Below are 20,370 nucleotides of genomic sequence, written 5' to 3'. Positions count from 1 at the left end.
CCGGCGCCCGCCCGAGTCCGTCCATGGAAAAGAGTTTCGAACCCGCGCAGATCGAGTCCAAGTGGTATGACCGCTGGGAAGCCGACGGCTGCTTCAAGCCGACCGGCAAGGGCGATCCGTACTGCATTCTGCTGCCGCCGCCGAACGTCACCGGCACGCTGCACATGGGTCACGCGTTCCAGCAGACGGTGATGGACATGCTGATCCGCTACCGGCGCATGCGCGGCGACAACACCCTGTGGCAGGTCGGCAGCGACCACGCCGGCATCGCCACGCAGAAGATCGTCGAGAATCAGCTGGCCGCGCAGAACACCGACAAGCACGCGCTGGGCCGCGAAGCCTTCATCGACCGGGTGTGGCAGTGGAAGGAGGAATCCGGCTCCACCATCACCCATCAGATGCGCCGGCTGGGCGTGGCCGCCGACTGGTCGCGCGAGCGCTTCACCATGGACGAGGGACTCTCGGCCGCGGTGCGCAAGGTGTTCATCGAGTGGTACCGCGCCGGCCTGATCTACCGCGGCAACCGCCTGGTCAACTGGGACCCGGCGCTGGGCACGGCGGTGTCGGATTTGGAGGTCAACAACGTCGAGCGCGACGGCCACATGTGGTCGATCCGCTACCCGGTGGCCGGCAGCGACGAGTCGGTGACCATCGCCACCACGCGTCCGGAAACCATGCTCGGCGACGTCGCCGTGGCCGTGCACCCCGAGGACGAGCGCTACGCGCACCTGATCGGCAAGACGCTGGTGCTGCCGCTTGTCGGCCGCGAGATTCCGGTCATCGCCGACGAGTACGTCGATCGCGAATTCGGCACCGGTTGCGTGAAGATCACCCCGGCGCACGACTTCAACGATTACGAGATCGGCAAGCGGCACGGACTGAAGCCAATCAACATCTTTAATCTACAGGCCGAAGTCCTCGGTGGGCCTGACGATGCAAAAGATGCCCGCACCAAGACTTCTGTTCTAGAAGCGCTTGACATGGGAGTTGAAGCAGCAAACTCGCTGAACAACATCCCTGAAAAATACCGCGGTCTGGATCGCTACGACGCACGCAAATTGATCGTTGCTGATCTTGATGAGGCAGGCCTATTGGTCGAGACCAAGCCGCACAAGCTGCAGGTCCCTGTCAGCCAGCGCTCGGACGCCGTGATCGAGCCGATGCTGACCGACCAGTGGTTCGTCGACCTGACCTCCGACACGCTGCCCGACGGTCGTCCGGGCGGACGCAAGGCGATCACCGAACCGGCGTTGGAAGCGGTGACCTCGGGACAGATCAACTTCGTGCCCGAAAACTGGACCACCACCTACACGCAGTGGCTGGAGAACATCCAGGACTGGTGCATCAGCCGCCAGCTGTGGTGGGGCCACCGCATTCCGGCCTGGTACGACGAGGCCGGCAACATCTTCGTCGGTGAGGACGAGGCCGATGCGCGCGCCCACGCCACGACCGCGCCGGTCGGCGCGCTGCGTCAGGACGAAGACGTGCTCGACACCTGGTTCAGCTCGGCGCTGTGGCCGTTCTCGACCATGGGCTGGCCGGCCGACGGCCCGGTCCGCAACGAGCGCGGCGAGATTGTCGCCGACTGGGCGCAGGACAAAATCTACCTCCCCAGCGCGGTGCTGGTCACCGGCTTCGACATCATCTTCTTCTGGGTCGCGCGCATGGTGATGGCGACCAAGTACTTCGTCGGCGAAGCGCCGTTCCGCACCGTCTACATCAACGCCATCGTGCGCGATGCCGAAGGCCAGAAGATGTCCAAGTCCAAGGGCAACACCCTGGACCCGCTGGACCTGATCGACGGCATCGAGCTGGAACCGCTGGTGGAAAAATCCACCAAGTCGCTGCTGATCCCGCAGGTGCGCGAGAAGGTCGAGAAACGCATCCGCAAGGATTACCCCGAAGGCATTCCCGCCATCGGCACCGACGCGCTGCGCTTCACCTTCGCCGCGCTGGCCAGCTACAGCCGCACGATCAACTTCGACATCAGCCGCGCCGAGGGCTACAAGGCGTTCTGCAACAAGCTGTGGAACGCGGCCCGCTTCGTGCTGATGAACCTGCCCGAAGGCGAGATCGCCGCGCCCGCCGGCGCGCCGGCCACCGAGGCCGAGCGCTGGATTCTCACGCGCCTGAAGCAGACCCTGACCGAGGCCGAGCAGCACTTCGCCAACTACCGCTTCGACCATCTGGCGCAGAGCCTGTACGCGTTCGTCTGGAACGAGTATTGCGACTGGTTCCTGGAACTGGCCAAGCCGGCGCTGCAGGGCGACGACGAAGCCGCGGCAACCTCGACCCGGCGCACCCTGCTGGTGGTGCTGGAATCGGTGCTGCGCGCGCTGCACCCGATCGTCCCGTTCATCACCGAGGAGATCTGGCAGTCGGTCGCGCCGCGCCTGGGCCTGAGCGAAAAGCACCTCATGGACCGCGCCTGGCCGGAGGCTGCTGCGATCCACGCCGACACCGAGGCGACCGCCGAGATCGAGTGGTTCAAGGCCGTGCTGTCGGGCATGCGCAAGATCCGCGCGGAGATGAACATCGCGCCGGGCAAGACGATTCCGCTGCTGCTGGCCGACGGCGACGCCAGCGATCGCACTCGCGCGGCCAAGTTCGCGGCGCAGATCGCCTTCCTAGGCCGCGCCGAGATGCCGGTCTGGCTGGACGCCGACGCCGAGGAACCGGCGGCGGCCGCGGCCGTGGTTGGCAACCTGCGCGTACTGATTCCGCTGGCCGGGCTGATCGACCTCGATGCCGAGAAGGCGCGCCTGGAGAAGGAAATCGCGCGTATCGACAAGGAAATCGCCAAGTGCGAGGGCAAGCTCGGCAACGCCCGCTTCGTCGACAACGCGCCGGCCGAGGTGGTCGCGCAGGAGCGTCAGCGTCTGACGGAATGGAGCGCCCAGCGCGAGGCCCTGCGCGAACAGGCCGTGCGCCTGAGCGGCTGATCTACGCCGATGCCGCCGGTCGTCTTCTCGAACTGCGCCTGCGCCTGCTCGAAGAAGATGCCGACGCGGCCGACGCCCGTGCCACGGTCGAACTCGATCCGTCTTCCTTGGGCCGGCTTTCGCGCATGGACGCGATGCAGCAGCAGATGGCGCTGGCCGAACAGCGCCGTCGCCAGCAGAGCCTGAAACGCATCCAGACGGCTCTGCGTCGGATCGCGGACGGCAGCTACGGCGCACGCATCGCCTGTGGCGAACCCGTCACCGAAGCCCGCGGCACATGGACTCCGCGATCACACGCTGTCTGAGCTGCGCTTCGTCACGCGAGAGAGCGTCCTCGCCGCGCCGCTGACGCAGCGCGTCTAGCCGGCCGAATCGGGCGCCTCCAGCTGATCGGGCACCAGCTTGTGCATCATCACGATGGCGTCCTCGCGACCCTGCGCGGCAGGGTAGTAGCGTGGCCGGCGACCGATCTCGACGAAATCGTGATCGAGATACAGCTTGTGCGCGGCCACGTTCGACGGCCGCACCTCCAGGAACACCCGCGACGCACCGTGCCAGCGCGCCAGGTCCAGCAATCGCCGCAACATGCGCCGGCCATGCCCCATGCCCTGATGCTGCGGGTCGACGCACAGATTCAGCACGTGCGCTTCGCCGGCGGCCGCGGAAAGGATGCCGTAACCGACCACCTCGCCCGGCCAGGCCAGCACCCAGCACGCGTGACCGGCCTTCATGCAGTCGCGGAAGATGCCCGGACTCCACGGGAACTCGTAAGCCTCCCGCTCGATCAGGGTGACTTGCGGGAGATCCTCGCGCCGCATCATGCGGATACGCGGCAGGTTGGGAGCGACGACGGCGGCCATGCGGCGATTATGCGACGACGCGCGCCACCTGCCCAGCGCGAGGTCGCGGAGCGCTCAGTGCGCGCGCATCCGCCGCCGCAGCGCCTTCAGCGCCAGCCACAGTCGGCGCTTGGACGCGCCGGCATGCAGGGCCTCGGGCAGATCCAGCAGCACGATCTCGGCCGCATGCATGACGTCGGCGTCGAGCACGTGGCCCAGCGCGCGAGCCTGGGCGTCGCCGAAAGCGAGATAGGCGCGCGCCGTGGGCGGCGTATCCAGTACACCCTCGGTCGATACCGAAAACCGCGGCGCCCGCGCGAAATCGGCGCCGAAGGCATGCATGCTGCGACCGATCAGATCCAGCGTGCGCGGCGGACACCCCGCCGGCAGCAGCAGCACGCAAGGCACGGTGGCGCCCGCGGCACGCGGCGTGGCCGTGGGTGCCACCGCCGCTTCGATGATCGAGGGCTCGGCGGGAACGGCTTCCACGCCGCGCGGCGCGCGCAGACGGTAGGGTGTCACGCCCAGCGCGCGCAGCCGTTCGTGGCGGGAGGCGGTCGCCATCATGCGTCTCAGGCCGCCGGCGGTTCGCCGCGCCGGGCGCGCCGGCGACGCGTCGTGACGCGACCCCACAGCGTCATCACCGGCCCGGAAATCACGTACAGACCGAACACGGCTAGCAGCACGTGCGGCGGATCGATCGCCAGCAGCACCAGGACCAGCAGCGCCGAAATCACCCACAGGAACGGCACGCGATCGGACTTGGGCCAGGCCTTGAAGCTGAAGTAGCGCACGTTGCTGACCATCAGCAATCCGGCGATCACGATCAGGAACGGCGTGATGAAGCAGACCTGCGCGCCGCTGACGCCATCCCGCTCCATGCTCCACACGAAGGACATGCACAGCGCCGCCGCCGCAGGACTGGCCAGCCCCTGGAAGTAGCGCTTGTCGGCCACCCCGACCTGGGTATTGAAACGCGCCAGGCGCAAGGCGCCGCAGGCGGCATAGATAAAGGCCGCGGCCCAGCCGATCTTGCCCCACAGCGGTCCGTAGGCGCGCAATTCCGACAACGACCACGTGTACATCACCAGCGACGGCGCCAGCCCGAAGCTGACCAGGTCCGACAACGAGTCGTACTGCACGCCGAAATCGCTCTGCGTGCCGGTCATACGTGCCACGCGGCCGTCCATGCTGTCCAGCAGCGCGGCCACGAACACGGCCACGCACGCCGACACGAAATGCCCGCCGATGCCGGACACGATGGCGAAAAAGCCGGAGAACATGGCTCCGGTGGTGAAAAGGTTCGGCAGCAGGTAGATCCCGCGATGGCGCGGCGGGCGGACGGTAGGCGTGTCGCTCATGCGCTTGTGTCGACTCCGAGATATAGGCGTCGGCACAGTGTAAACCATTGCCGGGCGTGGGCCGCACGCCCCCAAAACGAACCCGCGCCCGAAACCATTTCCGGCCCGAGGTGCCCATGCCGGTTGGGTGCGCCGCCTCACAAACGGCAGAAAATACCGGTGTTTGCCCTTCCCTCGAACCGCGCACTGTGCGTACCATTCGGAACAATATCGACGGCACACCCGCGTGCCGCCTAGTTTCCGGCACGGAGATAGATCATGCGAGGCACGCTGCCCACCCTGCTGACGACGTTGCTCCTGGCACTACCCATGCTCGCCAGCGCCCAGGTCTACAAGTGGACGGATGCGAACGGCACCGCGCACTTCTCCGACTCGCCGCCTCCGCAGGGCGTGAAGTACGAGAACATCAAAACCCGCGCCGATGCGGATCAACCGCGCATCGACAGAGAGGCGACCGCCTCGGATTCCGGCAGCGAGACCAAGGCAGACTCCGCCAAGGACAGTGGACGCTCGGTGCAACTGCGGCGCTTCTGCGCCCAGCTGCAATCCAACATCGCACTGCTGAAATCCTCGCAGTCGGTGCAGCGCCTGGACAGTGAGGGCAAGACCACTCCGGTCGACGAAAAGGCCCGCGCGCAGCAGTTGCAGCAACAGCAGCAGCGTTACAACGCGTACTGCAGCAACTGACGCACGCTTTCCGGCACATATCGCGCCAGGTGTCGTCAACGCTATAATCGACCGTTCAGCCTGTCCCGGCATGCGGCTGCGCAAGCCCGTGATCGTGATCGGAAAATGCCGACGATCGCACAACGCGCAAAGCAACCGGGCCACTCCTACCACGGACCGATTGCATGCGCCTGAGCCAGTTTCACCTCGCCACCGTCAAGGAAGTACCCGCCGACGCGGAAGTCGCCAGCCACCGGCTGATGCTGCGCGCCGGCATGCTGCGCAAACTCGCCGCCGGTATCTACACCTGGACGCCGCTCGGCCTGCGCGTGCTGCGCAAGGTCGAAACTGTGGTGCGCGAGGAGATGAACCGCGCCGGCGCCATCGAGATGCTGATGCCCTCGATCCAGCCGCGCGAACTGTGGGAAGAGACCCAGCGCTGGGAAAAGTTCGGCGGTCAGTTGCTGAAGCTCAAGGATCGCCGGGAGCAGGAATACTGCTACGGCCCCACGCATGAGGAAGTCATCACCGACTTCGCGCGCCAGGAATTGAAAAGCTACAAGCAGCTGCCGATCAACTTCTACCAGATCCAGACCAAGTTCCGCGACGAGATTCGTCCGCGCTTCGGCGTCATGCGCGCCCGCGAATTCATGATGAAGGACGCCTACTCCTTCCATCTCACGCCCGAGTCGCTGGCCGCCACCTACGGGGTCATGTACGGCGCCTACGGGCGCATCTTCGACCGCCTGGGTCTGCGCTTCCGCGCGGTGCAGGCCGACACCGGCGCCATCGGCGGCAACGCCAGCCATGAATTCCAGGTGCTGGCCGAATCCGGCGAGGACGCGATCGCCTGGAGCGACGGTTCCGACTACGCCGCCAACGTGGAACTGGCCGAGGCCCTCGCGCCCCGCGTCGAGCGTCCCGAACCCGCCGCCGAGCTGCAGCGCGTGGACACTCCTGCGCGCAAGACCATGGACGAGGTTTCGACCTTCCTGTCGGTCTCGCCCGACCAGTGCGTGAAGACCATCCTGGTGCGCGGCGAACAAGGACTGGTCGCACTGTGCGTGCGTGGCGACCACGAGATCAACGAGGTCAAGGCCGCCAAGCTGGAAGAACTGCCTGGTGCATCGGTACTCGCCGACGAGGCCGAAATCCTCAAGGCGACCGGCACCCGTCCCGGCTTCATCGGCCCCGTCGGTCTGCCGGACGAGATTCCGGTCATCGTCGACCGCAGCGCCGCGGCGCTGGCCGATTTCGTCTGCGGCGGCAACGCCGTGGACACGCATTACACCGGCGCGAACTGGAATCGCGATGCGCGCATCACGCGCATCGCCGATCTGCGCAAGGTCGTCGACGGCGACCCCTCGCCGGACGGCGAAGGCACCCTGCACATTGCCCGCGGCATCGAAGTCGGCCACGTGTTCCAGCTCGGCGGCCGCTACGCCGAAGCAATGAACGCCACCGTGCTCGACGAGAACGGCAAGGCCCGCGCCATGCTGATGGGTTGCTACGGCATCGGCGTGAGCCGCATCGTCGCCGCCGCTATCGAGCAAAATCACGACGACCGCGGCATCGTCTGGCCCGAGCCGATGGCGCCGTGGACCGTGGCGATCTGCGTCATCGGATCGCGCAACGGCACCCAAGCGCAGGACGCCGCGCAGGCGCTGTATGACGAACTGACCGGTCACGGCCTCGAAGTGCTGCTCGACGACCGCGGCCTACGCCCCGGCCCGATGTTCGCGGACATGGAGCTGATCGGTATTCCGCATCGCATCGTCGTCAGCGAACGCGGTCTGGAAGCCGGTACGTTCGAATACCGTCATCGCCGCGATACTGAAAATCGCGCATTGACTCGCGCGGAACTGATGGAACGCCTGCTCGGCGCATAATGCACATAACCGGAAAACATCGCGGCGAATACGCCTTGAGCTTCGTGTCGTGCATTCCATTACCGCCGCGATAAACCATCCGGAAAACCATCGCCAGCCTGTCGAAACGAGCGCCCGGATCTCCTCACAATGAGGAACGGGCGTGATTTTCAGACAGTGTGCGTTCATTAAAACGTATTATTTTTTGCATTACATTCGGATATCCGGCAGAATCCGCCTGCACAACGGCTTATGTTCTGCATTCACAACCGTCCCTACCCCCAAACATTCGGAGTCATTTATGGCCGTCGATCTCAAGAAGCTCAATCAGACTCAGCTCAACGACCTCATCAGCAAGGCGGAGTCGCGCAAGCAGGAGCTGGAAAAGGAAAAGCTGGTCAAGGTGCGTGAAAAAGTCACCAAGCTGCTCAAGGACGAAGGCTTTACGTTCGAAGAAGTGTTCGGCACTCGCGGTGCCGGCCGCCGTACCCGTCGCAGCACCGGCAAGGTGCCGCCGAAGTACAGCAACCCGGACGATCCGAGCCAGACCTGGTCCGGCCGCGGCAAGCGTCCGCGCTGGTTCAATGCCGCGCTCAAGGCCGGCAAGAAGGAAAAGGATTTGCTGATCAAGTAATCCGATCCCGGATTCTCAATCAGCGACATCATGGAAAGCGCCGGTCATGCCGGCGCTTTCTTTTTTCTCATGACGTCGGTTTGCCGCACGCTCAGAGCGAACGGCGCGGCGCGATCAGCAAATCCCCGAACAGCAGTCCCGCCACCAGGGCCACCAACAGGGTCACCAGCAAAATCGCGGTTTCGGTGCCGCTGTGCACATTGCGCTGCGCCAGATAGGTCAGCGTCTGATAACCGACGCTTCCGGGCACCAGCAGGATAATGCCCGGCTCGCGCACCAGCGAACCCGGACGATGCGCAAAGCGCGCATACAAATTGCCCGCCGCACCCAGTACCAGGCCACCCGTGAATACACCGAATGCCGGACCGAATTGCGCACCCGCCTCGCGAGCGACGACATAACCGAGCATGGCCGACAGCGCGACCAGCAACCAATCGCGACGGGCCGCCAGAAAGACCAGCGCGAAACCGAAAGTACCCAGCACCAGCGACGGCCATTGCACCCAAGCCGGCAGCGGCGGCATCGTCGGCAGGGGGAGCTTCAGACCGAACCACGAGCTGGCGGCAAATACCACCATCGCACCGAAAATCAGCTTCAGCATCGACGCCAGCGCACCGAACAAGCGCGACACGCCGGACGCCAGATGCTGCGCGGACAGCTCGCGCACGGCGGCGGTCAGCATCATGCCCGGCACCAGCACGATCAAAGCGGAGAGCACGACAACGTTCACCCGCAACGGCACCAGCCAGGCGCTGACCAGACTGGCGCCCAGCGCCGCGAGCAAGGCCGACAGCGCCTCGCCGGCCAGCGCCACGCGCGGATGCCGCGCGGCCAGCAGCATCACGGCGCCGATCATGCCGCCGAGCAACGCGGCCGTCAGGGCATCGGCCCAGGAGCCGCGCATCAGTACCGCAAAGCCGAACACCGACAGCGCGAACCCGAACACCATGCCGAGCTGCTGCGCGCGCGTCAGCGGTTTGGACATGTGCCGCAGATGCCGCGCGCCTTCCTCGAGCCCGATCCGTCCCTCGATCACCCCATCGGCGATGGCGTCGACTTCGCACAGACGCGACAGATTCACGTCGCCGGGCGGCATGCGGATGACCTGCGTCACCTGCGCAATGGCGTCGTCGCCCTGCGCCTGATCGGCGAAGGAAAGGATGATGGCGGTCGGACTCGACCAGACCTCCGCGCGCAGCCCGAGCCGCAACGATGCGCTGCTGACGGCCTCTTCCAGCCGCGGCGCGGCCGTGCCGTACTGATGCAGACGGCGGGTCAGTTCGATCAGGAAGGCGATGCGCGTGTTGAGCGCCGCGGTCGTGAACGAAGGCAGTTCCTGCATGCTCATGCGTTTCCCCGCACCGGGCCTGCGCCGCCATGCCAGCATGCGGCCGGTTCACGCGCCGATGCCGTGCGTGCGTGCGTGCGGAACTGCTTCATGACTCCACCCTGGACGATCCGATCATCCGCGAAGTATAGGCGATCGAGCCGTATCGTCCGGGCACGCGGAAAACCGCACGGAACGCGGTATCAGGCGTCGTTCATCGGCAACAGAAGCGTCACCCGCAAGCCGCCGTGCCGACGGTTGGACAGACTCAGACGACCGCCGTGGGCCTCGGTGATTTCGCGCGCCAGTGCGAGTCCGAGTCCGGTGCCCGAACGCTTGGTCGAATAGAACGGCAGCAGGGCCTGGGCCAGCACGGCCTCGCTCATGCCAGGACCGCGATCGGCCACTTCGATGCGCCACGCCTGGCCGACCTCGGCGATGGACAACGTCACCTCGTCCTCGTCCGTGCCCGACTCGTGCGCATTCTTGACCAGGTTGATCAATGCCTGCTCCACCTGCCCCGCATCGAAGCGGCCGTCGCGCTCGGGCAGCTCGCCGCACAGGCGGAACGTGCAATGCAAAGACAACGCTTCGATGAAGGCACCCCACGCCACAGGCTCGATGCGCGGCGTCGGCAGCTTCGCCACGTCGGCATAGCCGCTGATGAAGTGATGCAAATGCTTGGCACGCTCGGAGATGCTGGAAAACACGCCCGGGAGACGTTCCCGGTCGCCGCGGCGCGCCAGTTCGGCGCCGGAGTGCGCCAGCGAAGAAATCGGCGCCAGCGAGTTGTTGAGTTCATGACTGATCACGCGGATGACGCGCTTCCAGGTCGCCACTTCCTGACGCGAGAGTTCGCGCGTCATGCGTCGGAACAAATACAGATGATGCGGTCGTCCCTGCAACCGGAAGGCGCGCTGGGAAATGTGGAAGGTCTCTTCGGCACCGTCCATTTCCACCGGAAACAGCGCGTCGCGACCGCTCTCGACAATCTCCCGCAGCGCATCCGATCCGCTGCGCAGCAGCGCGTCGAAACGCACGCCCTCCAGTGACTTGCCCTCGTTGAACAGCTGCCGTGCGGCAATGTTGGCGTACGTCACGTACTGGTGGTTGTCGGTCAGGATCAGCGCCACCGGCGTCTTCTGCACCACGGTATCGAGCAGCAGCTCGCGCTGCACCAGGTGCTGACGCTGCTCGCGCAGGGTGTGCCCGAGTTCGTTGTGCATGCGGATGAGATCGCCGATCTCGTCCTTGCGTCGGGTGGCGATGGAAAAGCCGAAATCGCCGTCGCGGTAACTGACGACCGCGCCTTCCAGCGCCCGCAGCAGACGCAGGAACGGGCGCGTCAGACGGCTGCCCAGCCACATCGCGATCGGCACCAGCAGCAGCAGCGTGATCAGCAGGCCGCCGAGCGGCGTACGCAACCAACCGACGTCGACATGCGACTGCATCAACTCCGCCGCCGCCGCGATCAGCTGCGGCAAAGGCCACTGGGTCACTCCCGCATAGACCAGCGCGCCGGTCAGCGTGGCCACGCCGACCAGCAGCGCCATGCGACCCTGCAGCGATTTCAAGCGCATGCGAACGCGCTCCGACGCAGCACCGTCGTCACGTCTCGATTCCGTAGCGCTGCATGCGTCGATACAGCGCCTGGCGGGACAGTCCAAGCGCCTGCGCGGCGCGACTGATCACACCGGCGTGCCGGTCCAGCGCCTGCTTGACCGCATCCGAACTGGGCTCGTCCAGATTGCGCCAGGTCGGCGCGGCATCGTCCAGCTCCGGCAGATTGAGATGGCGCGGCTGGATCGCTTCGTCGCGCACCAGCAGGCAGGCGCGATCGATGGCGTTCTTCAGCTCGCGCACGTTGCCGGGCCAGCTGTGCAACGAGAGCGCCTCGCGCGCTTCGTCGGAAAGCTCGGCGCGACCGCCGAGGAAATGCTCGGCCAGCGGCAGGATGTCGTCGCTGCGTTCGTTGAGCGGCGGCAGGTTCACCTCGATCACGTTGAGCCGGTAGTACAGATCCTCGCGGAAGCTGCCCTCGGCGATCATCGTCTTGAGATCCGCATTGGTCGCGCTGACCACGCGCACCCGCGCGCTGCGCGTGCGTCCGGACCCCAGGCGCTCGAACTGCCCGGTCTCCAGCACGCGCAGCAGCTTGACCTGGCCCGACAGCGGCAGATTGCCGATCTCGTCGAGGAACAGCGTGCCGCCATCGGCCAACTCGAAGCGACCTTCGCGCGCCTTGTTGGCGCCGGTGTACGCGCCAGCGTCGGCGCCGAACAGTTCGGCCTCGATCAGCTCACCCGGCAGCGCGCCGCAGTTGACCGCCACGAACGGCCCGTCGCGCACCGGCGAATTCAGATGCACGATGCGCGCGATGCGCTCCTTGCCCGCGCCGTTGGGGCCGGTGACCAGCACCGGCACGTCCGAACGCGCCACCTGACAGGCCAGCTCGACCGTGCGCGCCGTGGCCTCGGCCGCGAACACCATGCCGTCGAGATCGTAGCGCCCGACCAGTTGTTCCTGATGCCGACGACGCTCGTGCCGCGTGCGGGTAACCTCGCGCGTGGACTCGGACAGCTCCAGCAGGTTCTCCACCGTGGTCAACAACTTGCTGTCGTCCCACGGCTTGGCCACGTAGTCGGCGGCGCCGGCCTTGACCAGTTCCACCGCCGTTTCCAGGTGCGTCCACGCCGTCAGCAGGATCACCGGCAGGTCCGGATGCTGTTCGCGGATCGAACGAAACAGCGCCACGCCTTCCTCGCCCGAGGTGGTGTCGGCGCTGAAGTTCATGTCCTGGATGACCACATCGACGCGATCGCGCGCCAGGACAGCCAGCCCCTCCCCCTGACTCGAGGCGATCAGCGGACGGATATCGTGCAACGACAACAGCAGCGACAGCGCTTCGCCGACGGCCGGATTGTCGTCAATGATCAGGACGGTTCTCATTTTGCTCCGATGCATACCCTGTTGGATGCGCCAAAGCGCAAAAGCGTTGCCATCTTAACGCGACGAATGCATGGAATGATCTCCAGCCGTACTTCCGGCCGGTATGCCCGTCCCGCGGACGACCTCCCCGGGCGCCGCATCGCCGACGCGCTGCGCATAGGGCAACACATCGTCGACCAGATGCACCAGGAAACGCCCCGGCTGCTCCTGCATCACCATATGCGCGGAATCGGCGAAGATCACCATGCGCTTGGACGGCGCGTGCAGCTTCGCGAACCAGCGTTCGGCCAGCACGTGCGAGGTGGTCTCGTCGTGCGCGCCGACGAACAACACCACGGGACACCGGAAGTGCGTGACGCGATCGAAGTCGATGTCATTGAGCTGTCCGAGCAGGTGATGCAGCGAAAACAGGCTGCCCTTGCCGATGGCATCCAGGTCCTTTTCGCTGTAAGCCGGCGAGAGTTCCCATGCACGGGCATCGAAGCGGAAATTCCGACGCCCCAGCGCCAGACCGCCGTAGTAGGACTCCCACTTGCTGCGAACGGCCACTCGCGGCACGGTCAGGGCCTTGCGGCCCGGATAGGGTTCGATGGACTGCAGTTCCCGGATCGCCTTCGCGTTGCCGTCGGCTTTCGCCGCATCCAGCGCAAAGGCGAAGCCGGCGCGTTCGTTGGCGCGCATGTTCACCAACTGACCGACGCCGATGTAAGCGTAGAACCAGTCCGGATGTCGCTGCGCCAGACGCACGCCCAGCACCGAGCCCCATGAATGCCCCATCAGGAAAATCCGGCGCTTGTGGAAACGCTTGCGCAGGTACTGCACCACCTGCGCGGCGTCGTCGGTCATGCCGTCGATGGTCATGCCCGGCGCCATGGCGGCCTCGCTGTTGAGCGCATAGGTCTTGCCCGTGCCGCGCTGGTCCCATTCGACCACGGTGAAGTAGTCCTCCCAGGGTGACTGGAAGGTCCACGCCAGCGGCATGTCGGGCGACGCCGGCCCGCCATGCAGGAACAGCAGAATCGGATTGCGCGTGTCGCGACCGCGGATCTGCAATGCCTGGCGGATGCCGTTGATCGGCACCGCCACGTTCTCCTCGATGCCGCGCGGCGACACGATCTTCTGGTTGTCGGCGATGATGGCCACGGCCTTGGCGCGCGTCATCGCATCGGACGCGGTTTCGGCATGCGCCGGCCTCCCGACGCCAGCCACCAGGATCAGCACGAGGACCAGCATGGCGGGAAATCGGTTCATCAATGTATGCATGCGTTCTCCAGAATGGGGGTGTGCCGATCATGGATACGCCGCAGCGACCGCAGGTTGCACGCAGGCGCGTTTCTGCAGCGCGATCAGACGCTGCGCGTCGCCACCACCGGCGGCACGCGCGCGGCGCGCCGGGCGGGGGCCAGCACGGCAAGCTGGCCAAGCAGACACAACGCGAGCGCCCCCACCGGCAGATAAAACCATGGCAGTCGTGGCAACTCGTAATGGCGCATCAGCCACAGATTCAGCGCGATCGCCAGCAACATGCCGAGCATGGCGCCAGCACCGACGATGAGAAAATTCTCGGTCTGGAAATAGTGCAGGATGTTGCCCCGCGAGGCACCGATGGCTCGCCGGATGCCGATGGTGCGCGTGCGTTGCTGCACCCAGAAACTGGCCAGCCCGGCGATCCCCAGCGCGGTGACGAACAACAAACCCAGCGCCGAGGCCAGCAGCAGACGAATCATCGTGGTATCGCCACGAAAATAGTCTTCGCGCATGCGCGTATAGGTTTGCGCATCGTCGGTGGAAATCTGACGGTTCGGCTTGTTCTTGTTGAGCGTAGCCACGGCCTCTTCCATCACCTTGCTCCGCTGCGACGGTTCGCTGCGCAAGGCAAACAATGCGCGTCCTTCATTCGGCTCCACGGGCAACAAGGCCGACTGCTCGTCGCTGCCATCATCGGACACATTGGCCTTGTGCAGGTGCGCAACCACGCCCACGATGCGCGTCGGTTGTCCACTCATCAGGCCACCGCCGAAATACACGTCGCGACCGACGACATGATCGGGATGCTCGGGATACAACCGCCGCGCATAGTCCCGCGTGACGATCATGGCCGATACCGTCTCGGCCTGGCCCGGAGGTTTGCCCGGTACATAGTCGCCGGCCTCGAATTCGCGCCCGGCGACCAGCTTCAGCCCTAGCGTGCGAAACGTGCCCGGGGTGCCGACATAGACGTCCGCTCCGGCACAACCGGGCACCTTGAGGGAGTTCGCCTTCATCGCTGCCTGCGCCGCAGCAAGTGATGTGCATCCACCCGAACCGTGCTCGCTGTGCGAAAAGGGCACGTTGGAAATCAACGCCGCCGATTTGACCCCGTCCAGCCTGCGCAACATGGCCAGGTCGGCCTTGTGCAAAGCCAACGGATTGGCGCCGGCATCCAGATCATCGACGTTCACCAGCGACAAGGTGTTCTCATCCAGCCCGCTGAGGGTGGTCACCCGCTGTATCCGCTGGGCAATCAGGAACACCGCGTTCGTGATGATGGCGCAGGTGAAGGCCACCTGTAGCATCAGCAACAGCGCGGTCAATTTATGATGCTTGAGTGAAGCGAGTATGGGCTGCAGCTGCATGGTCACTCCCTACAGTGCTTTCAATTGCAAGGCCGGCGCGATGCGACAGGCACGCCATGCGGGCAGCAAACCGGCAAGGGTGCTGACAAGGATGGCCAGCACGACCGTGGCAACCAGCATTTCACCGTTCATCTGTGCCAGATGGGCGTAATCGTTGGGCCGTTGACGCACGGCCCACAGGCCCAACTCGGCCAGGCCGATGCCGAGCATGCCGCCGCCCAGTCCAAGCAACGCCGATTCGACACCCAACTGACGGAAGACGTCGCGGCGCCGCGCACCCAGGGCACGGCGCACGCTGATCTCGCCGCCCTTGCGCAGGAACTTGGCCAACAGCAACGCCACGATATTGACCAGACACACGAACAAAAAGCCCAGTGCCAGCCAGGTTTGCAGCATCACGTCGCCCGGCACCAGGCCCTCGCGATGCAGCCACTGCATCAGGCCATAGAGCCTGGCGTCGCTCGCCGGGCGTTCATACCGCCCCAGCTCTTTCTGCTTCGCGGAATAGTTGACAAGGAACCGTTGATAGGCGCCCACCTGCGCCGGCGTATCGAGTTCGACCCAGAACGCCAGCCAGCTCACCTCCGGACTGGTCAACGACGAGTCTTTACCCCAACCGTTGCCCCAGTTGACGCTCAGCTGCAAGGACATAGCCGTCGACAAGGGCAGGAAAAACTGGTCGCCACTGTCAAAATCGGTGCCGATCATGGCGTAGAACAGCGGTTGCGGCTGCCAGTTCTCGGTAACACCCACCACCTGGAAATCATGGCCGCCCAGATGTGCCGTCCTGCCAACGACCGAGGTCGTCCCGAACAATCGGTCGGCCAGCTTTTTGGTCAGCACCACCACCGGCGCCGCGCCCGTATCATCGTGCTCCGACCACGCACGCCCGGCCACGAACGGCACCCCGAACATGGTGAAGAAATCGCGGGTGGTGAAACTGCCGCCCACGGACTTGGGCTGCACTCCGGAGCGATCGGAGCGCGCCGTCAGGTAGCCCCGCGCCATGGCTGCCTGACGCACGCCCTTGTGCGCTTCGAGCAACGCCTTGGCATCCGGCCAGGTCAACCCCGTTGTGGGTCCGCCGACCTTGCCCGGTTCGTCGTGGTAGCTCAGCGGCAACGGATTCAGATAAGGCCGATACACATGCGCGCTTCGCCCCGGCAGCGGATCGCGCGTCATGACATTGAGCACGGTCAGCATGGTCATGGATGCACCAATGCCCAGTCCGATGGCCAACACCATCAGCGCGGTCATGATCCAGTTGCGTTTGAGACTGCGCAGCGCCAGGTCGAGGTAGTAGCCAAACATCACCGAACTCCTCCCGGCAAGAAAAATGTCCGCCATGTACCTCTGGCGTGCAGAGCCGGCACTGCACGCCGGACTCGGAGAGCATGACCTTTTCCCATGTACATCAGACGCTCCTTGTGGCCACCACCGGCGGCACGCGCGACGCGCGACGCGCCGGTCCCAGCACCGCCAGCTGCCCGAACACAACCAGCACCAGCGCACCGGCCGCCCACGCTGCCAGCGGCGGCGAGGTCAGCTCGAAATGCCTGCGCAGCCATTCGGCCACGATCAGCCCCAGCAGCACCCCCAGCACAGCGCCGGCGCAGACCACCAGAAAATTCTCGAACTGGTACTGACGCAGGATGTCGCCGCGCCGCGCGCCCAGCGCGCGCTGGATGCCGATCTCACGCGTGCGCTTCTGCACCCAGAAGCCGCTGAGTCCGGTGATGCCCAGCACCACCACGATCGACACCGTGCCCAGCACGGTCAGCAGCAACCACGATGCGACCGTGTTGCCGTGCAGACGCGCGGCGCGCGCATCCTCGTAGCGTTCGACTTTCATCGTTTGCGGATTGTGCATGCCCAGCGCCGTGCCCAGCACCTCGGGCAGCCGTTTCATGACGGCGTCGCGCTGCGCCGGCTTCACGCGCACCATGAAGCTCACGATGCCGAAATCGTCCATCCGCAGCGGCAGCATCAGCACCGCGTGCACGCTTGGCCCGGTGATCTGGCTGGACAGCGTGTCGCTGAACACGCCGACGATGCGCAGCGGATCACGGCCCTTGGACGGCTTGGGCGACATCCAGATTTCCTGACCGACGGCATCGCCATCGGGAAACAGGCGCTGCGCCAGCGTGTCCGAAATCAGCGCGGCGCGAGTCTGCTGGTACATCTTGATGAAGCTTCCCGTCATGTAGTCGCTGTCGCTGAAATCGCGCCCACGAAGAACGTGCAGGCCCAACGTATCGACAAGATGATCGCCGCCGAAGACATCCGCATCGACGCTGCGACCGCTGCGGGCATCGGTCGGCGTGGCCCGGACCAGCATGCCGCCCACCGACATCGGCGTACCCATGCCGCTGCTGACCGCGATCACCCCTGGTATGGCGCGCACCGCACGCTCGGCCGAGTCGAGGCTCGCATACGACCACTGGTCCTGACCGGCATCCTGCGAGTTCAACTGATGCGTCAGCAGCAGCGCGCCTTCGGGCACGCCGGTGGCGGCGAGGATCGGCGCCATCTGCTGCTGCAGCAGACTGCCCGTGTTGACCAGAACCACCAGCGCGAACACAACCTGTGCGACCACCAGCAAAGGCATGAATCCATTGCGCTTCAAGGTCTTCAGCATCAGCATCCCGCCCATCTCGACTCCTAGTTCTGCTTGACCTGAAGCGCCGGCGGCACCACCGCGGCGCGCCAGGCGGGGTACACGCCTACCGCCAGCCCCGTCAGCACGGTCGCGGCGCACAAGGCGATGAACGTGCCGGGATGAAATCGGATCAACGCGGCGTAGGGAATGCTTTGCGTGCGCATCAGCGCGAATGCGCCCAACATCAGCGGCAGCGCGATCGCGCCAGCCACGGCCGAAAGGCTGCCGGACTCGATCAGATGCTGGAAAAACACGTCGCGTCGCGACGCACCCAGCGCACGACGCACGCCCAATTCCGCCCCGCGACGCAGGAAGCGCGCCGCCAGCACGCCTGCAGCGTTGAGCAGACACAGCGCCAGGAACGCGAGCGCGACCCAGACGTAAGCCCGCACGCTGTCGGGCACGGTGTGCTGCAGCACGAGCCATTCACGCACGGTCAGCAGGCTCGGTTGATACACCACCGGGGTCACGCCCGGCGGCGGCTTGTCGAAATCCTGCGCCACCTGCGTGGCGGTCTGCAGCAGACGCTGTCGCTGCGTGGCGTCCAGGTCGTACGCCCATAGCTGACTGAAGCTGCATTGCTTCCAGGCGTCGCTCATGTTCCCCAGCGGACAGCTCATCTGCCCCATCTGCATATCCACGCCGTCGCCGGCCGAGAACGGTGCCATGACCTGCGCCATGCCGCGCGCATACTGCTTGCGATTCTGCGCATAGAACTTGAGCGCGGGCGCCCAGTTCGCGTGCACGCCGATGATGCGGAAACGCTTGTCGTCGATGCGGATACTCTTGCCGAGCACGTTATCGGTGCCGAACAGGCGTTGCGCGGTGGCGACATCGATGACCGCCACCGGAGAGCCATCGTGATCGTCCGCCGCCGTCCACCACTGCCCGCGCAGCAACTCGATACCGAACACCGCAGGGATGCGCGAAGTCGCGAACATCACTGCCGTCTCGGCGTCTCCTGCTGCATCCGTCGGTGCTGTCGCGGGCTGCACACGCGTCGTGCCATAGGCCACCGCGGCCAGCGTCTGATCCTGCAGCCGATCCACGACCTGCTGCACGAGGCTTGCCTGCATCACGGCCCGCAGCGGGTCGGGCTTCTCGTCCTTGGTGCGGAACATCACCGTGCGCGTCTCGCCATGCCGCCCCGCCACCGGATCGGCCGTCAGCGCATGAAAGACGGCCAGCACGCTCATGCAGGACGCCAGTCCCAGCGCCATCACGACCACCACCATCGCGCTGGTTCGCGGATGCCGACGCATGCCGCGCCAGGCCAGATGCCATGCGTAACGTCCTCGGGCCATGCGTCACGCGCTCCTCGTCGCCACCACCGGCGGCACGCGCGAAGCGCGCAGTGCCGGGCCGAATACGGCCAGCTGGCTCAGTCCCCACAGAACCGCTGCACCCACCAGCAGATAGATCGGCGGCAACTGCGGCAACTCGAACCGGTGCATCAGGAAGAGATTGAGCCCGTAGGTACATATCGCTCCGAGCAGCACGCCGCCGCTGACGATGAGAAAGTTCTCCAGTTGGAAATAGCGCAGAATGTCGCCGCGCGTCGCACCCAGCGCCCGCCGCATGCCGATCTGCCGACGGCGCTGCTGCACCCAGAAGTTGGCCAGCCCGGTCACGCCCAGCGTGGTCACGATCATCAGGATCAGCACGATGGCGAGAAGCATGCGCCCGACCGCCAGATCGCTGCGGAAATAGTGCTCGCGCATCTGCTCGAAGGTCATCACGCGGTTCTGCACATGCTGCGGATCGGCCTTGCTCAGTGCGATCGCAGCCTGCTTCAACACGCTGTCCAGTTGCTCGGGACGGCTGCGGATGATGAACCCGCCGCCCATGTGCCCCTTGCCCACGCCGTACTCGATCACCGCCGAGTAATCGTCGTCCTCGTGCCCCGTGATTCGACCGCGCAGATGATCGACCACGCCGATCACGCGCAACGTGGCGTTGCCATCGTAGAACAGTTGCCCCAACGCACTGCCGTCCGGGAACAGCCGCTGCGCCAGCGCACGCGTGACCAGCACCGGAAACTGTGTGTGCTCGTCCATCTGTCCCATCACCGGCACTTCACTGCGCTCGAAGTCGCGGCCTTCGACCACATGCAGGCCGAGCGTCTTGCTCAACCCTCGACTGCCCTCGAACTCGTAGATGCGCGCCACGCGGTGAAGGCGATCCACATGCGCGAAGGCCGCATCGCGCTCCACGTACCACAGCGGCGGGCCGCCGTAGGCCGCAGCCTCCACGCCGGGCACCCCGCGCAGCGCCGCCAGATCGCCAGCCGTCGTGCTCGCGCTCTTGGCGCCGATCACGCCGATGCTCTGAATGAAGCCGATCTGGTTCTCGGCCACGCCGGTCGGCGTGTGCGCGCGACGGATGCCGTCGTGGACGATGAAGACCAGGTTGCCGAGCACCGCCATGGTCAGCGCGATCTCCAGCACCAGCAGGGTCACTGCGGCGCGATGACTCTTCAGCGCCGCGAGTATGGGTCGAATTTGCATCAT

At 65.5% G+C, this 20,370-nt stretch carries 17 protein-coding genes; 5 read left to right on the top strand and 12 right to left on the bottom strand.

Annotated elements, in window-relative coordinates:
* The first annotated feature begins 23 nt into the window (after positions 1 to 23).
* On the top strand, positions 24 to 2,942 hold the full coding sequence (locus LF63_RS03960) for a valine--tRNA ligase (RefSeq protein ID WP_043099792.1): 2,919 nt from the start codon (positions 24 to 26) through the stop codon (positions 2,940 to 2,942).
* A 125-nt stretch (positions 2,943 to 3,067) separates the two neighbouring features.
* Positions 3,068 to 3,247 (top strand): hypothetical protein, encoded by a 180-nt coding sequence (locus tag LF63_RS16100; protein WP_200877532.1) that lies wholly within the window; start codon positions 3,068 to 3,070, stop codon positions 3,245 to 3,247.
* Positions 3,248 to 3,301: 54 nt separating this feature from the next.
* Here the strand turns inward: LF63_RS16100 and rimI are convergent, their stop codons facing one another.
* From rimI to pssA, 3 genes are read right to left on the bottom strand one after another with little or no spacing between them, the layout of a single operon-like run.
* Entirely contained in the window at positions 3,302 to 3,802 is a 501-nt protein-coding gene (gene rimI, locus LF63_RS03950; protein ID WP_043099790.1) for a ribosomal protein S18-alanine N-acetyltransferase, read from the bottom strand.
* 54 nt (positions 3,803 to 3,856) lie between these two features.
* Entirely contained in the window at positions 3,857 to 4,345 is a 489-nt protein-coding gene (locus LF63_RS03945) for a hypothetical protein (RefSeq protein WP_043103103.1), read from the bottom strand.
* Between the two features lie 8 nt (positions 4,346 to 4,353).
* Positions 4,354 to 5,142 (bottom strand): CDP-diacylglycerol--serine O-phosphatidyltransferase, encoded by a 789-nt coding sequence (gene pssA, locus LF63_RS03940; protein WP_043099788.1) that lies wholly within the window; start codon positions 5,140 to 5,142, stop codon positions 4,354 to 4,356.
* 258 nt (positions 5,143 to 5,400) lie between these two features.
* Here pssA and LF63_RS15170 point away from each other — a divergent pair, with 258 nt between their 5' ends.
* The 3 genes from LF63_RS15170 (at position 5,401) to LF63_RS03925 (ending at position 8,310) form a co-directional block, all read left to right on the top strand.
* A complete protein-coding gene (locus LF63_RS15170; RefSeq protein WP_052394668.1) occupies positions 5,401 to 5,829 on the top strand; it encodes a DUF4124 domain-containing protein in 429 nt (142 codons plus the stop codon).
* Positions 5,830 to 5,993: 164 nt separating this feature from the next.
* A complete protein-coding gene (locus tag LF63_RS03930; RefSeq protein WP_043099786.1) occupies positions 5,994 to 7,697 on the top strand; it encodes a proline--tRNA ligase in 1,704 nt (567 codons plus the stop codon).
* Positions 7,698 to 7,977: 280 nt separating this feature from the next.
* Complete coding sequence (locus LF63_RS03925; RefSeq protein ID WP_043099784.1) at positions 7,978 to 8,310, top strand: H-NS histone family protein; 333 nt, start codon at positions 7,978 to 7,980, stop codon at positions 8,308 to 8,310.
* Between the two features lie 91 nt (positions 8,311 to 8,401).
* Here LF63_RS03925 and LF63_RS03920 read toward each other — a convergent pair whose 3' ends face one another.
* The 9 genes from LF63_RS03920 to LF63_RS03880 form a co-directional block, all read right to left on the bottom strand.
* Positions 8,402 to 9,658, bottom strand: coding sequence for a threonine/serine exporter family protein (locus LF63_RS03920; RefSeq protein WP_043099783.1), 1,257 nt, complete (start codon positions 9,656 to 9,658; stop codon positions 8,402 to 8,404).
* Positions 9,659 to 9,840: 182 nt separating this feature from the next.
* Positions 9,841 to 11,217 (bottom strand): sensor histidine kinase, encoded by a 1,377-nt coding sequence (locus tag LF63_RS03915; RefSeq protein ID WP_043099781.1) that lies wholly within the window; start codon positions 11,215 to 11,217, stop codon positions 9,841 to 9,843.
* Positions 11,218 to 11,245: 28 nt separating this feature from the next.
* Positions 11,246 to 12,586 (bottom strand): sigma-54-dependent transcriptional regulator, encoded by a 1,341-nt coding sequence (locus LF63_RS03910; protein ID WP_043099779.1) that lies wholly within the window; start codon positions 12,584 to 12,586, stop codon positions 11,246 to 11,248.
* Positions 12,587 to 12,640: 54 nt separating this feature from the next.
* Positions 12,641 to 13,837 (bottom strand): alpha/beta fold hydrolase, encoded by a 1,197-nt coding sequence (locus tag LF63_RS03905; protein ID WP_235205264.1) that lies wholly within the window; start codon positions 13,835 to 13,837, stop codon positions 12,641 to 12,643.
* A 95-nt stretch (positions 13,838 to 13,932) separates the two neighbouring features.
* The gene (locus tag LF63_RS03900) at positions 13,933 to 15,201 is read right to left on the bottom strand and encodes an ABC transporter permease (protein ID WP_052394659.1); all 1,269 of its coding nucleotides are present in this window, start codon (positions 15,199 to 15,201) and stop codon (positions 13,933 to 13,935) included.
* Positions 15,202 to 15,210: 9 nt separating this feature from the next.
* Entirely contained in the window at positions 15,211 to 16,512 is a 1,302-nt protein-coding gene (locus LF63_RS03895; protein ID WP_043099774.1) for an ABC transporter permease, read from the bottom strand.
* A gap of 103 nt (positions 16,513 to 16,615) precedes the next feature.
* Positions 16,616 to 17,854: an ABC transporter permease gene (locus LF63_RS15165; RefSeq protein WP_052394657.1), complete on the bottom strand. Its 1,239-nt coding sequence runs from the start codon at positions 17,852 to 17,854 to the stop codon at positions 16,616 to 16,618.
* An 8-nt stretch (positions 17,855 to 17,862) separates the two neighbouring features.
* Positions 17,863 to 19,164: an ABC transporter permease gene (locus tag LF63_RS03885; protein WP_043099771.1), complete on the bottom strand. Its 1,302-nt coding sequence runs from the start codon at positions 19,162 to 19,164 to the stop codon at positions 17,863 to 17,865.
* Positions 19,165 to 19,167: 3 nt separating this feature from the next.
* Positions 19,168 to 20,367 (bottom strand): ABC transporter permease, encoded by a 1,200-nt coding sequence (locus LF63_RS03880; protein WP_043103094.1) that lies wholly within the window; start codon positions 20,365 to 20,367, stop codon positions 19,168 to 19,170.
* Positions 20,368 to 20,370 lie beyond the last annotated feature (3 nt).

Origin of the sequence: Oleiagrimonas soli (assembly GCF_000761445.1) — a bacterium.
In the GTDB taxonomy this organism is placed as follows: domain Bacteria; phylum Pseudomonadota; class Gammaproteobacteria; order Xanthomonadales; family Rhodanobacteraceae; genus Oleiagrimonas; species Oleiagrimonas soli.
This window is presented reverse-complemented; position numbering and strand designations above follow the sequence as displayed.

Coding starts and splice junctions, on each gene's coding strand:
- LF63_RS03880 (WP_043103094.1), bottom strand. CDS start 20,367: ATGCAAATTCGACCCATACTCGCGGCGCTGAAGAGTCATCGCGCCGCA.
- LF63_RS03905 (WP_235205264.1), bottom strand. CDS start 13,837: ATGAACCGATTTCCCGCCATGCTGGTCCTCGTGCTGATCCTGGTGGCT.
- LF63_RS03915 (WP_043099781.1), bottom strand. CDS start 11,217: ATGCGCTTGAAATCGCTGCAGGGTCGCATGGCGCTGCTGGTCGGCGTG.
- LF63_RS03900 (WP_052394659.1), bottom strand. CDS start 15,201: ATGCAGCTGCAGCCCATACTCGCTTCACTCAAGCATCATAAATTGACC.
- pssA (WP_043099788.1), bottom strand. CDS start 5,142: ATGAGCGACACGCCTACCGTCCGCCCGCCGCGCCATCGCGGGATCTAC.
- LF63_RS03895 (WP_043099774.1), bottom strand. CDS start 16,512: ATGTTTGGCTACTACCTCGACCTGGCGCTGCGCAGTCTCAAACGCAAC.
- LF63_RS03885 (WP_043099771.1), bottom strand. CDS start 19,164: ATGGCCCGAGGACGTTACGCATGGCATCTGGCCTGGCGCGGCATGCGT.
- LF63_RS03945 (WP_043103103.1), bottom strand. CDS start 4,345: ATGGCGACCGCCTCCCGCCACGAACGGCTGCGCGCGCTGGGCGTGACA.
- LF63_RS03910 (WP_043099779.1), bottom strand. CDS start 12,586: ATGAGAACCGTCCTGATCATTGACGACAATCCGGCCGTCGGCGAAGCG.
- LF63_RS03925 (WP_043099784.1), top strand. CDS start 7,978: ATGGCCGTCGATCTCAAGAAGCTCAATCAGACTCAGCTCAACGACCTC.
- LF63_RS15170 (WP_052394668.1), top strand. CDS start 5,401: ATGCGAGGCACGCTGCCCACCCTGCTGACGACGTTGCTCCTGGCACTA.
- LF63_RS16100 (WP_200877532.1), top strand. CDS start 3,068: ATGGACGCGATGCAGCAGCAGATGGCGCTGGCCGAACAGCGCCGTCGC.
- rimI (WP_043099790.1), bottom strand. CDS start 3,802: ATGGCCGCCGTCGTCGCTCCCAACCTGCCGCGTATCCGCATGATGCGG.
- LF63_RS15165 (WP_052394657.1), bottom strand. CDS start 17,854: ATGGGCGGGATGCTGATGCTGAAGACCTTGAAGCGCAATGGATTCATG.
- LF63_RS03920 (WP_043099783.1), bottom strand. CDS start 9,658: ATGAGCATGCAGGAACTGCCTTCGTTCACGACCGCGGCGCTCAACACG.
- LF63_RS03960 (WP_043099792.1), top strand. CDS start 24: ATGGAAAAGAGTTTCGAACCCGCGCAGATCGAGTCCAAGTGGTATGAC.
- LF63_RS03930 (WP_043099786.1), top strand. CDS start 5,994: ATGCGCCTGAGCCAGTTTCACCTCGCCACCGTCAAGGAAGTACCCGCC.